This is a genomic window from Brevibacillus sp. MCWH (assembly GCF_013096935.1).
In the GTDB taxonomy this organism is placed as follows: Bacteria; Bacillota; Bacilli; order Brevibacillales; family Brevibacillaceae; genus Brevibacillus; species Brevibacillus aydinogluensis.
The window spans coordinates 20507-35974 of the sequence record NZ_SDLF01000011.1; the positions used below are offsets into that span (position 1 = coordinate 20507).

The window sequence follows — 15468 nt, forward strand, 5'->3', positions numbered from 1 at the left end:
CCCACCTGGCTCCCACGGCTGCACCGTTACATGTGCCGGCGCCTTTATTCCACTTCCATGCTGATTTTGCTGCCTTCTCCCAGCGGTTCAGCCGGCGTCACGATCAAACGGCGCGGCACGCGCACGCGAATCTCCGGCACGTGGCTGATCACACCGATGGTAAAGTCGTCCATGCGCAGGCGTTCCAGCGCGTCCATCACCACTTCCAGCAGCTCGGGGTCCAGCGTCCCGAACCCTTCGTCCAGGAAAAAGAACTCCAGGCGGCCGCCGCGCATCTGGATTTCCATCGAAAGCGCCAGCGCCAGCGCGAGCGACGTCAGGAACGTCTCCCCGCCCGACAGTGTACTGACGGGACGCCGCAGGCCTCCGGCTCCTTCGTCGCGCAGCACGAATTCGCCTTCGTCGCCGATCTCCAGCGCGTAGCGGTTCTTGGTCATCCGCTTCAGGTGATGGGAGGCGTCGCGGGCAATCGAGGCCAGCTTCTCTTCCGCGATAAACTGGACAAACGCTTTTCCTTCCAACAGCTTTTTCAATTCCTCCAGCCTGCTCAGCTCGTCCGTCTCCGCCTCCAGCAGCTTTTGCAGTTCCTGCCACTTGCCGTGGTTCTCCTCGATGGAGGCATACGCCTGCCGGGCGACCGCCACCTGTTCTTTGGCTGTGTGATACGCCTGTTCCCACTCGTCCCAGGCCTGCTTTGCCGCCTGCCAGTCCTCGCTGCTGACCGTACGGCCGTCCAGCGCCTGCACGAGCCGCTCTTCGTCGTAGCGGAGACGGGCCCATTCGCTTTCAAAGGCGGCAAGCCGCTCCTGGTACTGGGGCAGCAGTTCCTTTTCCCCGTACAGTTCCCTGACGCGTTCGGCCGTGCCGATGCCGCTCTCCATGAGCGCGCGCTGCAGTTCTTCCGCAGCCTCTGCCCGCTGCCGGGTAAGCACGGCGTACATCTCCGAATGCTTGACCAGATCGCTCTGCACCCGCTCCCTCGCCTCTGCAGTCTGTCTGCGCCGCTCTTCCGCCGCCGTGAGCGCCTCGCGCAGCGCCGACAGGGACCGCTCTATGAGAGTGAGCCGCTCGCTGGCCGGCGTGCCGCCGGTTCGCTCCTGCCACTGGGCCTGTTTTTGCTCCCACAGCCGGTTTCGGTCGTCATGCCGTTCACGCAGGGTAGCTTCCCGGGCCAGCAGTTCCGCGCGTGCCGATGCAGCCGCTTCCCGGCGGCTGCGCAGTTGCTGCATCTGCGCTTCCTGTTCGGAGCGAATCTGCTGCAGCCGGTTCGTTTCCCGGTCTTTTCGGCCAATCTCCGCAAACTGCCGCTCGATCTCCTCCACCGGCAGGTCGCCCCGCTTCGCATCGAGCGCTTCTCTTGCCTGGGCGACCCGGAAATCGGCCGCTTGCATGCGCTCCCGCATCTCCGCCTGCTTGCGGTGAAGCTGCTCCGTCAGCACGGTGATCCGTTCGTAGCGGCGGCGCTCTTCCGCCTCCTGTTCACGCAGCGCATCCGCCTGCTGCTGCAGCCGTTCCCGCTCGGCTGCAAGCTGTTCCCGGCGAGCGGCCTGCTCCCGCAGCGCGGCGTCTTCCCGCTGATAGGCTTCCAGCAGTTCCTCGATGCTGCCCGCTTTCCACTTGTCGCCGTAGCTTGCGCACTCCTGCCGGACGGCAGTGATTCGCTGTTCCAGCGCTTCCCGCTCTTCCCGCAGCACGTCCTGGCGCTGTTTCACGGCACTGTGCTCTGCCTTGGCCGCCTGCAGCGCTTCATAGGCGGTCCTGAGCTGCCGCTCCGCTTCCCGGAGCGCCTCCTCCACAGCTTTTGCCCGCTCGCGCAGTTCACGGCCCTCCTGTTCGCCGTTTGCGCTGTCGGCACTGCCGGACACCGCCCGGGGATGGTGCGCCGAACCGCAGACCGGACAGGGTTCGCCCTCCGCCAAACGCTCGCGGAGCAGGCGAGCCATGTTTGCTTCCTGCCACTGCTCCCATTCCTCGCGAAGCCGGTCACGCTCCGTCTGCAGTTGGGCGAGACGCACGTCCTCCTTCTGCCACGCCGCCTCCAGATTACGACAACGGGCTTCAGCTTGTTCGCCTTCCCGCACAGCGGCCTGCCACTTCTCCTGCCAGCCGGCCAGCTGCTGAAGCAGGTCCCGCCATTGGCGTCCCAGCTGCTTGATCTGCCCCAGCGTATCGCGGGCATGCTCCCATTCCGCGTCCGACATCAGCGGCTGTGCGTGTTGCACGTCCAGCTGTTTGCGCACCTCAGCCAGCCGAGCCGCGCTCGCTTCCCAGCTGGCGCGCAGTCTCTCTGCCTCGGCAGCTGCCTCCTGCTGCTCCCGTTCCACGCTGGAAAGCTCGGCCTCCAGCTCGCGACGCGCGTTGATCTCCCGTTCCCAGTGCTGTTTGGCCTCCCGCGCTGCCGTCAAGCGATCGCGCCACTCCGGCGTCACGACAGCCGCAGCCAGCTGTTCGGTCAGCTGCTGCCACTCGCGTTCTCCGTCTTCAAGTGCCGCTTCCACCTCGGCCAACTGCCGTGTTGTCCCGGCCAACTGCTCGCTTACCACCTGCTGCTCCCGCTCCAGAACGGTTAACTCGTCTCGCAGCGCCGCCAGCTCTGTCTCCCACTCCGCGGCCTGAATCAGCCTGCTTTTTTGTTCGATCAAGAGCGGCTCTTCCTGCATGAGCGCGCTCTGGCAGCGCTGGTACTCGCTCTCGGCTGCTTCGTGTGCCTGCCGGGCAGTTTCTTGTTCGCGGCGGCTCTGCTCCAGCTTCTGCGCCGCTTCTGTCCACTCTGCCTCCAGCCGCTCCCACTGCTGCACCAGTGGCCAGAGGCGCACGCTGGCCTCCCATTCGGCGATCCGGGCCTTCCACTCATCCGCTTCCGTCTGCCGGGCCATCAGCGTGTCCAGCCGTTGCCGCACGCGCTCAAGCTCCTGCTGCCACTGGTAGAGCTGTTCCATTTCCTTTATTTTCTCAGCCAGCTCCTGCTTTTGTTCCGCGTAGACCTGCTCCTGTCGGGCCGCTTCCTCCAGCGCTTCCCGGGCCGCTTGCAGCGCTGTCGGGCCGACATCGCCCAAGGACGCCGCCTCCAACTGCAGCTCGTGCAGCCTTGCCCGCGTCTTCTCCAGCGCGGCGCGAACACGTTCATTCAGCTTTTCTCCGTAGATATGTAAATGAAACATCCGCTGCAGCATCTCGTTTCGCTCGCTGCCCTTCAACGTCAAAAAGCGGGAAAACTGCCCCTGCGGCAGCACCACGGCGCGGGTAAAGTCCTGCAGCGTCAGGCCGATCAATTCCTCGACGGCCGCTGTGGCCTCCTTCGCTCTGGACTCCAGCACCACGTCCTGTTCGTCCGGCGTTTGACCGCATTGGATAAGCCGCACCTCCGGGGGACGACGTTTGCCCTTCTTGTCCAGGCCAAATTCCCGCTCGATCGTGTACCGCCGCCGTTCGCCCGCTTTGCCCAGTTCAAAGGTAAACGAGACGAACACCCGCTGCTCCAGTTGGTTCAGCACATCCTTGGGATGGCTGCCCCCTCCCTGCCGGACGACCTGTCCGTACAGGGCCAGCGTGATGGCATCGAGAATCGTCGATTTGCCGCTCCCGGTCGGGCCGAAGATCCCGAACAATCCGGCCTCGCAGAGCGTCTCAAAATCCACTTCCTGCATCTCCCGATAGCTGTGCAGGCCGGCCAGCTTCAAGCGTATCGGCTTCATCCCGTCTCCTCCTCCCTGGATTCTTCCGTCAGCAGGCGGAGAAAGAGTTCGACCAGCCGCTCGTCAGGCTGCGCGCCCCGCCTGCGCTCGAAAAAGCGGCGAAAAAGCTGGTCAGGCTGCAATTCCGCCAGCTCGGTCCGCGTTTCTTCCTGCGCTTGTTCCCGCTCGCTCTGCACCACCACGCGCCGAATGCTGACAAAATCGTCGCTCAGTTTGCGCAGCCGCTGAAATTCGGCGGGATCGATCACTTCTGACACGTGCAGTTCCAGATCGATCCATGCGCCCGCGTCTCGTCCTTCTTCCAGCCAGCGTTCCACCTGGGCGATGCCCTCCGTCGCCTTCCAGCGGGCGAGCGGCTTGCCGCTTTGCAGGTAGACGATCTCTTCCCGCACTTCTCCGCCTGGAACGATCTCCACCAGTACGACAGCCTTGCTTTGGCCGGCTTCGGAAAAACTGTACGCCAGCGGCGAACCGCTGTAGCGGATCAGGGGGCGCTCCCCCAGTTTTTGCAGGCGGTGCAGGTGGCCAAGCGCCACGTAATGGGCCTGCGGCGGGAAGGCATCCGGTGAAACGGTCAGCGCCCCGCCGATCTGAATCGGCCGCTCCGATTCGGTTTCCTTGCCGCCCATGACAAAGAGATGGCTCATCACCAGATTGACGGTATCCTCGCGAAACCGGCCGGCCAACTCGGCAAACAGCGTCTGAATCCGCTCGGAAAAGGCGAGCTGCATCTGCTCCGGCGTGAACGTCTCGCTCACCAGCTCTTTCAGCCGCGATTCCGACGGATACGGCAAAGCCAACACGACCGCGTGATGGTCGACATCCGGCACAGCCAGCTCCAGCCACGACGGCCCTCCGTCCACGACGCGCACGCGCTGTGGCGATGCCTCCGGCCCGGACAAAAGCGGCGCTTCCTTGGGCAGGCCGAGCAGGACGATCCCGTGCTTGGAGGCGAGCGGTGCGGCCGCGCGTACACGCTCCGGCTGGTCATGGTTCCCGGCAATGACGATCACGCCGCGCCTTCCCCCCGCGGACAACCGCTCCAGCGCTTCGTAAAACAGCTCTTCCGCCCAGGCCGGCGGATTGACCGAATCGTACACGTCTCCGGCGACCAGCACCAGGTGGACTTCCCGCTCGTCCGCGATCCGGCACAGCTCGTCCACAAACGCAGCCTGCTCCGCGCGTCGGTCGCGTCCTTCCAACTGCCGCCCAAAATGCCAGTCGGCCGTATGTAAAATGCGCATGCTTTCACCCTTTCCCGATCATGTGTTTGCTTTTATTGTAACAAAAGCAAAGCAGGACGCGGCAAGAAAAAGCTGCTGTGACTGTTTGCCAGGCATCTCCGTCCGCCGGTTCCTGCGGTAAGGAGGGATTTTTCCGACCAGAGCGGAAATCATCGCCTCACAAGCAAAAAGCCGCACACTCGGCATACGGCCGAATGGCGGCTTCGCTCGTTTTCACTTGTCAGTGACGAACAGTGGACTTGTGCGGCTGTTTGAGCGACTGCACGCACATGTAACTGATGACGCCAAACAGACAGGTAATGACCAGCGAGTGGAACAAGGTCGCGTACAAATGCAGTTGGAACAGCACGACCAACCCGCCGCTCAGGATCTGCAGCGCCGTCAGCACGAAGGCCAGGATGCTCGCCACGTACAGGTCGTGCCGCTTCTCCTTGAAATGGCGAACGGCGTAGATCATGGCGCCCAGGACCAGCAGGAACAGCACGGCAGCAGCCGCCCGGTGTGCGAAGTGAATGCCGGTCTGACCCACCAAGTCGGGAATCAGCCTGCCCTGGCAGAGAGGCCAGTCACTGCATCCCATGCTGGAACCCGTATGGCGAACATAGGCGCCCAGATAAACGACGCCATAGGCGTACGCGGTCACACCCCAGATGTAATTGCGAAATCCCTTGGAGACGGGCATCTGCACCCATTTTTCCCGCTTGTCCCGCTGCAGCACAAACAGGCTTAACAAAAAGACACCGGTGAAGGCCAGCAGGGAGAATCCAAAATGCAGCGCGAGCACCCCGGACGACTGCGGCCAGATCACCGCGGATGCGCCCAATATGGACTCCAGGACGATAAAGAACACGCCAAAAATGGCCAGGTTGCGCACTTCCCGGTTGCCCCGGTAGTGACGCCATGCCATCACGGAAAACACCCCGACCACGATGCCGGCAATCCCTGTGACAAACCGGTGCATGTATTCAATCAACGATTCCAACGTGTATTCCGGGACCCATTTGCCGTTGCAGAGCGGCCAGTCGTTCCCGCATCCCAAACCCGATTCGGTCTTTGTTACCAGCGAGCCGCCAATCATCACGCCCAACATGACGAGCGTGGCAACGACAGCCAGCGTTTTCAGCCATTTTTCCATCTGTGAACACCTAGCTCGAATAAATTATTGTTGTCCCTCTTTACAATAGTAAAACATCCCCCGCCATGCAAGGGATGTTCCGTTGCCATTTGTGAGCGTTAAGTGTCAAAAGTTCGCGATCATCGTGCTGACGACGACGGCCGCGCAGAATACGGTCAGGTACAGAATGGAAAATCCGAACAGCTTGCGCGCCCACGCCAAGTCATCCTTGGTATGGAAGCCCTGATACAGAAATACGATGTACAGCACGCCCATGACTGCCATGACTGCCAGATAGAGGTAGCCAACGTTGCCGTACACGAACAGCAGCAGCGAGGCCGGCAGCAGCACGGAGCCCCACAGGAACATCTGCCGTTTTGTCTCGGCAAACCCTTTGACCACTGGCAGCATCGGAATGCCGCCTGCTCGGTAATCTTCCGTTTTCAGCATGGCCAGCGCCAGGAAATGGGGCGGCTGCCACAGGAACAGAATCAAAAACAGCAACCACGCGCTCGGGTCCATGTTGTTGGTGACCGCCACCCAGCCGATAACCGGGGGAGCCGCACCGGAAACGCCGCCGATCACGGTGTTCAGAGTGGTGACGCGCTTGAGCGGTGTGTAGATCAACACGTAGAAAATATGACCGATCAAGCCCCACACCGCTGCCAACGGGTTGGCAAAGACAGCCAGCACGACCAGACCAACAAGCAGGAACACAATACCGATCAGCAGCGCATGACGGGGGTGAATGCGCCCGGCCGCCAGTCCGCGGTCCTTGGTGCGTTTCATCTTTTGATCTAGCTCACGGTCGTAGTAGTTGTTCAGTGCCGCACCAGACATGATCACCAAGGCGGTGCCGAGCATGGTGAACAGTGCCAGTTTCCAATCGGGAAAACCGTGGGAAGCCAGCCATAGACCGGTAAATGTAGCCATCAGGTTCGACATGGTGATGCCCGGTTTGGTGAGCTGCACGTAATCGCGCCAAGTAGCCTGCTGCACCGGTTGGGGCGGCATGGCGGAATCGGTATTGAGCGATTCCTGCATCGTCACTTGCTGGTCCACGTTTCGTACCTCCTGTCTCATTTGTGCAAACATCCCTTTACATGGGCATACCGCTTCTGACGAGGAAGCGGCGGCCCGAATCTCTCACACATATTCGTTTCGGCGAATAAATCAGCTTACATTGTAACGAAACAAGTCCTGACAAGTCAACCTGCGAGGTGCGAGAGTGCGCCCGCAACTGTGGTTGCGCTACGATTACCGTCATTGTATCAGAATAAGCAAATCCAAAACGCCGATATTCTTGACAAAATTTCAACAGGCGCTTATTTGCCGAAGATGACGTCCAGCACCCCGGCTGTTTCACCGCCCGGATATATCAGGTACAGCAAGGTGTATACGGTTACGCCCGTGATCGCTGAGCCAAACCAGACTATCGAAGTCCAGGGGCCGATTTTTTTGTGCTTCGCGTACTGCTTTTTGTACCCGTAGTAAAGAGTAACCAGTCCCATCACGCCCCCCACCGTGGCCAACACAATGTGGAAGAGCAGAAAAATTTGATAAAAGATGCGAATGTTGTCCGGACCGCCAAATTGCGTATTGCCCACGAAGGCAGTGCGGGACACGTAAGTGATAAAGAAAAGGGTGGCGAAAATGGCCGCCCATGTCATCAGCTTGATGTGCGTTTCCGTCCGGCGGCGGCTGATGTAGTACCAGCCGAACGCGACAAGAATGCCGCTGATGGCAATAAAAGACGTACTGATGGTCGGGAGAATGATCGACATGACTTACACCTCAAATTGTCCGCTAATGTCTGTTATGCGTTTCCCTGATCTGCGCCGGACGCAGCCAGATCGCCCAATTGCGGTCTGGGCGCCTGCTGATCCATTGGCAAATCGTTTTGTTTCTCCTGCTTGTACCATTGGAAGAAGATGTATGCCAGCACTGAGCTGTATACTCCTTCCTGCACCAGCTTCATGATGATGCCGCCCAGGCGCTGATCCGCAAAGGCGGTATGGCTCGGAAACAGCAGCGGCGCATTCATGTAGCTTTGATACAGCGGTTCACTCGCGAAAATGATCAGGGCACAAGACGGCGTAATCAGGACGCCATTGAGGAACAGATACGCCACTTTCCGCAGTCCTTCCAACGGCTTCTCCTGCACGGGAAGCGGGTTCACGATCGGCCACCACATGCAGAAGGCAGCAAGAAAGATCACCGCGTGAATGGCGTTCATCCAGTTGTGGTTCTGGGCCGCATAGTCCAGAACCTCCGGAAAGTGATAAAAGGAAAGCAGGCTGTTGAACAGAAGTGCTGCTACCACCGGTCGGGTGCAAAAACGAAGGACGGCCTGCATCCCCCGGTTGCGGAACATGACAGCCCACAGCCAGCCCGGAATGCCCAGCATGATCATTGGCGGCAGCGCAATGAACAACAGCGCCATCTGCAGCATGTGCATGCTGAACAGGTAATGGTGCCCCAGGTAGTTGATCGGACTGCCTGCTGCCGCGTATAAGATCACCATCGCCAGGACAAAGACGGTCTTTTTCTTCCCGGTCACTGGCTCTGCGCCATCAAAGCGGCTGCGCAGCGGTCCGGTCACCAGAAAGTACAGGATGACCAAAAGCAGGGTGATCAGCAGGACTTCCGGATTCCACAGATCGGAAAACGAGCCGATCCCCGTATCGGCCGCGTTGTGATGCTGATGGTGGTTATGCATGTATCCCTACTCCTTTCTTACTAGAAAGGGTGCCCTCCATTTAAACTTCATTATACCGCGAATTTGCGCTTTCTTGGTCTTGTAAAAATGAACAAACTCGCACAAATATTCGGCTGTTGGCAGCACGTCCACTGTCGGCCACGCCCCTGCCCGCGTCGCGTTTTGGAGCGGACATCATCCACTTCTTTGCTGGGCGTCAAGAGAGCGAGCGGGTCCGATCACCCATGCGCCACGGACTTTATCTACATGCTAAAAGGGCAGACTTTTTCGTCTGCCCTTTCTTCTGTATCAATTTGTTACACCCATACCCACAACACGAATACGATCACGAATGCCAGTACGAAGAACACACCGGCAAAAATCGAGATGCGCGCAAACTCGTGTCCCTTTTGGTCCATGTGCATCCAGAAGAACAGCTGGAACAGTGCCTGAACAAACGCCAGACCGATGATAAAGGGTACGGTAAAGCCGCTCGGCACTACCTCATACGCGACAGCGATGAAAGCGAGGGCGGTGAGCACGAGGGAAGCGATAAAGGCGACAATGTGGTTCTTCGCGCTTTCCTTTTTCACTTTGGGTTTGCGTACTTCTTCATTGTGCGTATGTGCTCCCATCGATTATCCCACCTTTCCACCGATCATACCCATGAGATAGACCACGGTAAAAATGAACACCCACACGACGTCGATGAAGTGCCAGTACAGGCTGGCGACGTAAAACTTCGGAGCGGTCACCACTGTCAGGCCTTTTTTCACAGCCGCCAACTGCAAGGTGACAATCCAGAGAATCCCGAACAGCACGTGGCCCCCGTGGAAGCCGACCAGCGTGTAGAACGCCGAACCAAACGCGCTGGAGGAAATCTTGTGTCCTTCATGGTAGTAGTGCATAAACTCGTAAATCTCCAGACCGAGGAAGCCAAGGCCAAGCAGGACCGTCACGGTCAGCCAGGCCTGCAGCTGTTTCAGGTTCTTCTTGTGCATTGCCAGCACCGCGAACACGCTGGTGAGCGAACTGGTCAAGAGCAGCAGGGTGGCAAGCGCCACGAGCGGCATGTCGAAGAGCTCTTGCGACGTAGGGCCGCCGTTGTTCTGATCGCGCAGAGCGATGAATGTCGCGAACAGGGAACCGAAGAGAATGGTTTCCCCGCCGAGGAAGAGCCAGAAGCCAAGGATCTTGTTCTTCCCTTCCAGGGTGGCTTTTTCCGGTTCGTCAGGCAGAACCGCATGTACGTGATGTGTAGCCATTACGCCTTAACCCCCTTCTCTTCGATCTCATCCGGTTCAATGTGATAGCCCGGGTCGTCATTGATCGAACGCAGCAGCATGCACGCAAAGGTGATTGCCAAGCCGATGACGACGACCACGTAGTTGTGATACATGAACCCGAAACCGGCGATAAACAGTCCCACAGACATGACGAACGGCAGGAAGGAACCGGATGGCATGTGGATGGAGCCCAGCGGTTCGGCCGGAGTCATGCCTTTGTTGCCCGCCATTTTTTCTACCCACAGTGCGTCCAGACCGCGTACCAGCGGCGTTTGCGCAAAGTTGTACTCCGGCGGCGGAGACGGAATCGACCATTCCAGCGTGCGGCCATCCCACGGGTCGGCCGGAGCGCGTTTGCCGCTTTTCGCGGTAACGGCGACGTTCACCAGGAACAGAATCGTACCGATGCTCATGCCAAATACGCCGATCGTACTGATAAAGTTACCCAATTCCAGACCTTGACCGGCCAGGAAGGTGTAGACGCGGCGCGGCATCCCCATCAGACCCAGGAAGTGCTGCGGGAAGAAGGTCAGGTGGAACCCGACAAAGAACGTCCAGAAGTTCCATTTCCCAAGCGTTTCGTTCAGCATTTTGCCGAACATTTTCGGCCACCAGTAGTAGAGGCCGGCAAACAAACCAAATACGAGACCCCCTACGATTACGTAGTGGAAGTGTGCGACGACGAAATAGCTGTCGTGGTATTGGTAGTCAGCAGGCGGATTCGCCAGCATTACACCAGTCATACCGCCAATGGTAAAGGTCGGAATGAATCCGACGGCGAACAGGTTTGCCGCGGTGAAACGGATTTGACCGCCCCACATGGTGAACAGCCAGTTGAAGATTTTGATACCGGTCGGCACCGCAATCAACATCGTCGCCAGACCAAACAGAATGTTGGCAATCGGCCCCATACCGACAGTGAACATGTGGTGCGCCCACACCATGAAGCCGAGGAAACCGATCAGCGCGGTCGCGAATACCATGGAGCTGTAACCAAACAGACGCTTTCTCGAGAAGGTACTTACGACCTCAGAAATGATACCAAACGCAGGCAGAATCAGGATGTACACTTCGGGGTGACCGAAAATCCAGAACAGATGCTGCCAGATCAGAACGTTACCGCCGGCATCCGTGTTGAAGAAGTTACCCCCAAACAAGCGGTCAAACATCAACAGTACCAGACCGACGGTGATCGCCGGGAATGCGAACAGAATCAAACCGGAGGTCACGAAGGACGCCCAGGTAAACAGCGGCATGCGCATGAAGGTCATACCCGGCGCGCGCATGTTGATGATCGTCACCAGGAAGTTGATACCACCGATCAGGGTACCAAGACCGGCGATTTGCAGACCGAGCACGTAAAAGTCGATCCCGCGTCCGCTGTATTCATTGAGGGCCAGTGTCGTGTAAGACGTCCAGCCCGCGTCAGGCGCACCGCCCAAAAACCAACTGGTGTTGAGAAGCACGCCCCCGAAGAAAAAGAGCCAGAAACCGAGTGCGTTGACAAACGGAAACGCAACGTCACGCGCACCGATTTGCAGCGGTACAACCGCATTCATCAGGGCGAAAATCACTGGCATGACCGCCAGGAAGATCATCGTGGTGCCGTGCATGGTAATCAGTTCGTTAAACGTCTTGGCACCGACGACGTTAAGCTCCGGATACATCAATTGCAAACGAATCAGCAGGGCCTCAATCCCGCCGGCCAGGAAGAAAATTCCGCCGGCAATCAGGTACAGGATCGCGATTTTCTTGTGGTCCACTGTCGTGAGCCAATCCCACAGCCCTGACCGCTTGGGTGCATGAGAAGCATGTGCAGACACGGTTTTACCTCCTTTTTTGCGTCACTGCCTCATGACGGTCACTTACTGTTTGTTACTGTTCTGTGCCTCGTCCTTCACGCTGAGCGTGTACAGGTAATCAACCAGCGCATTCACCTGATTATCATCCAGGTTGAGGTTTGGCATGGTGTTGCCCGGCTTCATGCCTTGCGGGTCTTTCAGCCACTCTGCGAGGTATTGCGGTTCGTTCGGTTTAATGCCCGCCACGCGCATGCGGTCGGCAAAGTTGGTAAGGTTCGGCCCCAGTTTTCCGCCTTTGCCGCCTACAGCGTGGCAGCCCAAACAGCTCTTTTCGAAAATAGCTTGGCCTTCTGCGGCACGGGCGGTAGCATTCTGCGGTTCGGCAGTCTGCGCTGCTTTCATTCTCTGTACCCACTCGTCGAATTCGGCCTGTTCCACTACGTCCACTTTGAAATCCATCAGAGCATGGGACGTCCCGCACAGCTCGGCGCATTTGCCGTAGAAGGTTCCGGTTCTGTCGGCCTGCAGCCACATTTTGTTTTCCATACCAGGGTTGGTGTCCATTTTACCGCCCAGCGCCGGAATCCAGAACGCGTGGATCACGTCGGCGGTGTTCAGGGTGAATTGAATCTTTTTGCCCACCGGCAGCACCAGATCCTGCGCGGTAGCTACGCCGAGATCCGGATACTCGAACTCCCACCAGAACTGGTGAGCGGTTACGTTAACTTGAAGCGCTTCCTTATTGTCGTATTCTTTGGAAAGGGCGAAACCGGTGGTGACTGTCGGGATAGCCATGATGATCAGAAGCAGGAACGGAATGGCCGTCCAGATGATCTCCAGCGTGTGACTGCCCTCCACCTGTTTTGGAATGCCCTCTTGTCCTGGGCGCTTGCGATAACGAATAAGGACATAAGTCAAGATCAGCATAACAACGATAAAGACGCCGGTCATGATGAAGAAGGACAACTTCATCAGATCGAACTGCATTGCTGCAACCGGCCCCTGCGGCTTGAGCGCGGAGAGCTCTTGGATGCCGCAACCGGTAAGTGTCAGCGCCAACAACCCAAACAGGAAAAGCTGACGCCAAAACTGTTGCCAACTCTTCATACCATTGAACCCCTCTTTCCTTCGTGTTGGTAACATTCCGCCCACAACTGCCGTGCAGCCGAATGTTTATTCGTACTCCTTTGTCTGTCAACCATCACTCCGCCTGCTGCTATCCCTCACTATAATACCCAATGCTGAAAAGTATTAGCAACCGGAGCGCGACAAACAAATAGAGCCAGGGCCATTCCCTACACCTACCTATACTGGTAACCTCTTTAGTATACAAAAATTTCTTGCAAGCTCCCATGCCATTTGTAATAAATCTGTTAACAAATTTATGAACAATTTTGTGAAACTATTTTTTAATGGGTTGACAAGCAGGGGATGTAGCGTGTCCTCCAGGAAGTTTTTGCGTCCATCGGCAAAAAAGCCCTTCGGAAAGACATCTTGTCTTTTCCGAAGGGCTTCGCTCGTCACGCCTTTTCCGCTCGTCCGCTCCTGATCAGCCAGAGGTGCTGCAGGTATTCAGCCACGCCGAGCAGGATGGCGGCAAAACCGGCGCCAATGGGGGCGATCCGTGCCCCGGGCAGGACAAAGGCGCTCAGGTTGACGATGAGGAAGGCGGCGATAAAATCGACCGCCGTGCTCAGCCACAAGGTGCCGGGCCTCAGCAGAAACAATTCCAGCACATGTCCGGCAATGGCAAAAACCAATCCCACACCGATCGACTGATAGAGGGAGGCGTAATTCAATTCCGGGAACAGGGCGTCGGCGAGAACGACCACTGCCGGGGAGACAAACAGCTTTAGGAGCAAACCGGCCACCAGCATCCTTCCTCCTTCTGTTGGACTACCATCAGTATGTCCGCCGCTGCTGCCGATTAACCCGCCGAAAAGCCGCCGCTCTGCCCTGCAGCGCAAACCACCCGCAGGGGTAACGGTCGCCGCCCAATCGGCACTGCTTTTCGCCTGTGAAAGCCTTCTGTTACGCCGCTTCCTGCCGCTCCTGCCGCGGATACGCCAGCGTCACCACCAGACCGACGACTGCCAACAACGCCAGTACGACAAAGATCTGATGCAGCCCGCCGGCCAGCGCTTCCCGCGCCGCCTGCAGCACGTCTGCCGGCAAGTGTCGGGCCGTCTCCGGGTTGAGGATTTTGTTGACGTCGATCCCCTCCGTCCCCTGGATGCCTCGTACCGACTGGTTGAGCATCAGACCGAACAGGGCGATGCCGATCGTCTGCCCCAGCGTCCGGATCAAGGTGTTGGTCGCCATCGCGGCTCCACGCAGGTTCCAACCGACGGACAGGACAGCGCCGGTAAACGAGGTAAAGGCAAAGCCGAACCCGAACCCGACGATAAAGGTGATCACAAACAGCACCACGTGCGGCGTTTCTGGCGAAATGAACGCCAGCCAGAGCGTCGCTCCAATCAGGGCGATTACCCCGATCAGCGAGGTGGTGCGAATCCCGATGCGGGCCAGCAGCCGGCCGCTCCACGCCGCTCCCAGCGGCCAGCCGATCGACATCGGAATCAGCGTCAGGCCGGAGCCGGTCGCGCCCTGACCGTAAACCCCTTGAATCCACATCGGCAGATAAAAGGAGACGGCTACCAAGACAGCCGACAGCAAAAAGCCCGCCAGATTGGCAACGCTGATGGCACGGATGGAGAACAACTGCAGCGGCAGCATCGGTTCAGGCGACTTTTTCTCGATGTAGAAAAACAGTGCAAGGCCGCATGCAGCTGCGACCAGCAGTCCGATGATCAGCGGCGAATCCCAGGGGTGATCCGTCCCGCCGCTCAACAGCGCGTACAGCAGCGCGGTCATGCTGAAGGTAAACGTCGCCACTCCTGCATAATCGACATGCTTCCGTTTCTTTTCGATCTGCTCGTGCAAATACATCCCGATCAGCGCGATGGACACAAGCCCGAACGGCAGATTCATGTAAAAGATCCAGTGCCAGGAGACGTAGTCTACCAACAGGCCCCCGGTCAGCGGCCCCAGGATGCCGGAGATGCCCCAGATCCCGCTCATCCACCCCTGCACTTTTCCCCGCTCTTCAAACGGATAGATGTCCCCGATAATCGTATAGGTAATGGTGATAATGGCGCCAGCGCCCATCCCTTGGAAGGCGCGGAACAAGATGAGCTGTTCCATCGTCTGGGACAGCCCCGACAGCACCGAACCGATCAGAAACAGGCTGGCCCCGATGCTGAACACAATCTTCCGTCCGTACAAGTCGGCCAGTTTTCCGTAAATCGGGGTGGTGACCGCCGACGTCAGCAGGTAAATGGACACCACCCAACTGATCAGATGAAGTCCTCCCAGATCGCTGACGATGGTGGGCATCGCCGTGCTGACAATCGTCCCTTCGATCGCGGCCAAAAAGGTGGCGATCATCACGGCAATGGTCACATTGCGCTTGTTTGTCACGCGTTTCATCATAGCTCCTCCACTCTTGCTGTTGCCGGCGTTTTTTCCCGCCGGTCATGAACCTGCCCGCGGGACAGCCTTAGGCTATGCGATGACACAAAACGAACGACCTGTGCCGCCAGTAATCTCGAGGCCCAGGTCGCCATGCA

General features: G+C 58.3%; 12 protein-coding genes. All 12 read right to left on the reverse strand.

What is annotated here, in order from left to right; genetic code table 11:
* Positions 1-44 precede the first annotated feature (44 nt).
* Positions 45-3695: an AAA family ATPase gene (locus ETC00_RS11615; RefSeq protein ID WP_171566251.1), complete on the reverse strand. Its 3651-nt coding sequence runs from the start codon at positions 3693-3695 to the stop codon at positions 45-47.
* Positions 3692-4939: a metallophosphoesterase family protein gene (locus ETC00_RS11620; protein ID WP_171566252.1), complete on the reverse strand. Its 1248-nt coding sequence runs from the start codon at positions 4937-4939 to the stop codon at positions 3692-3694. Before ETC00_RS11620 ends, ETC00_RS11615 begins: the two co-directional genes overlap by 4 nt.
* A 220-nt stretch (positions 4940-5159) precedes the next feature.
* Complete coding sequence (locus ETC00_RS11625; RefSeq protein ID WP_171566253.1) at positions 5160-6074, reverse strand: COX15/CtaA family protein; 915 nt, start codon at positions 6072-6074, stop codon at positions 5160-5162.
* A 105-nt stretch (positions 6075-6179) separates the two neighbouring features.
* Positions 6180-7115: a heme o synthase gene (cyoE, locus tag ETC00_RS11630; protein ID WP_171566254.1), complete on the reverse strand. Its 936-nt coding sequence runs from the start codon at positions 7113-7115 to the stop codon at positions 6180-6182.
* A gap of 263 nt (positions 7116-7378) precedes the next feature.
* The gene (locus ETC00_RS11635) at positions 7379-7837 is read right to left on the reverse strand and encodes a DUF420 domain-containing protein (protein ID WP_171566255.1); all 459 of its coding nucleotides are present in this window, start codon (positions 7835-7837) and stop codon (positions 7379-7381) included.
* A 32-nt stretch (positions 7838-7869) separates the two neighbouring features.
* Positions 7870-8772, reverse strand: coding sequence for a cytochrome c oxidase assembly protein (locus ETC00_RS11640; RefSeq protein ID WP_171566256.1), 903 nt, complete (start codon positions 8770-8772; stop codon positions 7870-7872).
* 296 nt (positions 8773-9068) lie between these two features.
* Entirely contained in the window at positions 9069-9386 is a 318-nt protein-coding gene (locus tag ETC00_RS11645) for a cytochrome C oxidase subunit IV family protein (RefSeq protein WP_171566257.1), read from the reverse strand.
* Positions 9387-9389: 3 nt separating this feature from the next.
* Entirely contained in the window at positions 9390-10016 is a 627-nt protein-coding gene (locus tag ETC00_RS11650; protein ID WP_171566258.1) for a cytochrome c oxidase subunit 3, read from the reverse strand.
* Complete coding sequence (gene ctaD, locus ETC00_RS11655) at positions 10016-11860, reverse strand: cytochrome c oxidase subunit I (RefSeq protein ID WP_171566259.1); 1845 nt, start codon at positions 11858-11860, stop codon at positions 10016-10018. The genes ETC00_RS11650 and ctaD overlap by 1 nt, the downstream gene beginning before the upstream one ends.
* 42 nt (positions 11861-11902) lie before the next feature.
* Complete coding sequence (coxB, locus tag ETC00_RS11660; RefSeq protein ID WP_171566260.1) at positions 11903-12946, reverse strand: cytochrome c oxidase subunit II; 1044 nt, start codon at positions 12944-12946, stop codon at positions 11903-11905.
* Positions 12947-13359: 413 nt separating this feature from the next.
* Positions 13360-13710: a hypothetical protein gene (locus ETC00_RS11665; protein WP_171566261.1), complete on the reverse strand. Its 351-nt coding sequence runs from the start codon at positions 13708-13710 to the stop codon at positions 13360-13362.
* A 160-nt stretch (positions 13711-13870) separates the two neighbouring features.
* Positions 13871-15328 (reverse strand): MDR family MFS transporter, encoded by a 1458-nt coding sequence (locus ETC00_RS11670; RefSeq protein ID WP_171566262.1) that lies wholly within the window; start codon positions 15326-15328, stop codon positions 13871-13873.
* Between the last annotated feature and the right edge of the window lie 140 nt (positions 15329-15468).

Coding starts and splice junctions, on each gene's coding strand:
- ETC00_RS11615 (WP_171566251.1), bottom strand. CDS start 3,695: ATGAAGCCGATACGCTTGAAGCTGGCCGGCCTGCACAGCTATCGGGAG.
- ETC00_RS11620 (WP_171566252.1), bottom strand. CDS start 4,939: ATGCGCATTTTACATACGGCCGACTGGCATTTTGGGCGGCAGTTGGAA.
- ETC00_RS11625 (WP_171566253.1), bottom strand. CDS start 6,074: ATGGAAAAATGGCTGAAAACGCTGGCTGTCGTTGCCACGCTCGTCATG.
- ETC00_RS11635 (WP_171566255.1), bottom strand. CDS start 7,837: ATGTCGATCATTCTCCCGACCATCAGTACGTCTTTTATTGCCATCAGC.
- ETC00_RS11640 (WP_171566256.1), bottom strand. CDS start 8,772: ATGCATAACCACCATCAGCATCACAACGCGGCCGATACGGGGATCGGC.
- ETC00_RS11645 (WP_171566257.1), bottom strand. CDS start 9,386: ATGGGAGCACATACGCACAATGAAGAAGTACGCAAACCCAAAGTGAAA.
- ETC00_RS11650 (WP_171566258.1), bottom strand. CDS start 10,016: ATGGCTACACATCACGTACATGCGGTTCTGCCTGACGAACCGGAAAAA.
- coxB (WP_171566260.1), bottom strand. CDS start 12,946: ATGAAGAGTTGGCAACAGTTTTGGCGTCAGCTTTTCCTGTTTGGGTTG.
- ETC00_RS11670 (WP_171566262.1), bottom strand. CDS start 15,328: ATGAAACGCGTGACAAACAAGCGCAATGTGACCATTGCCGTGATGATC.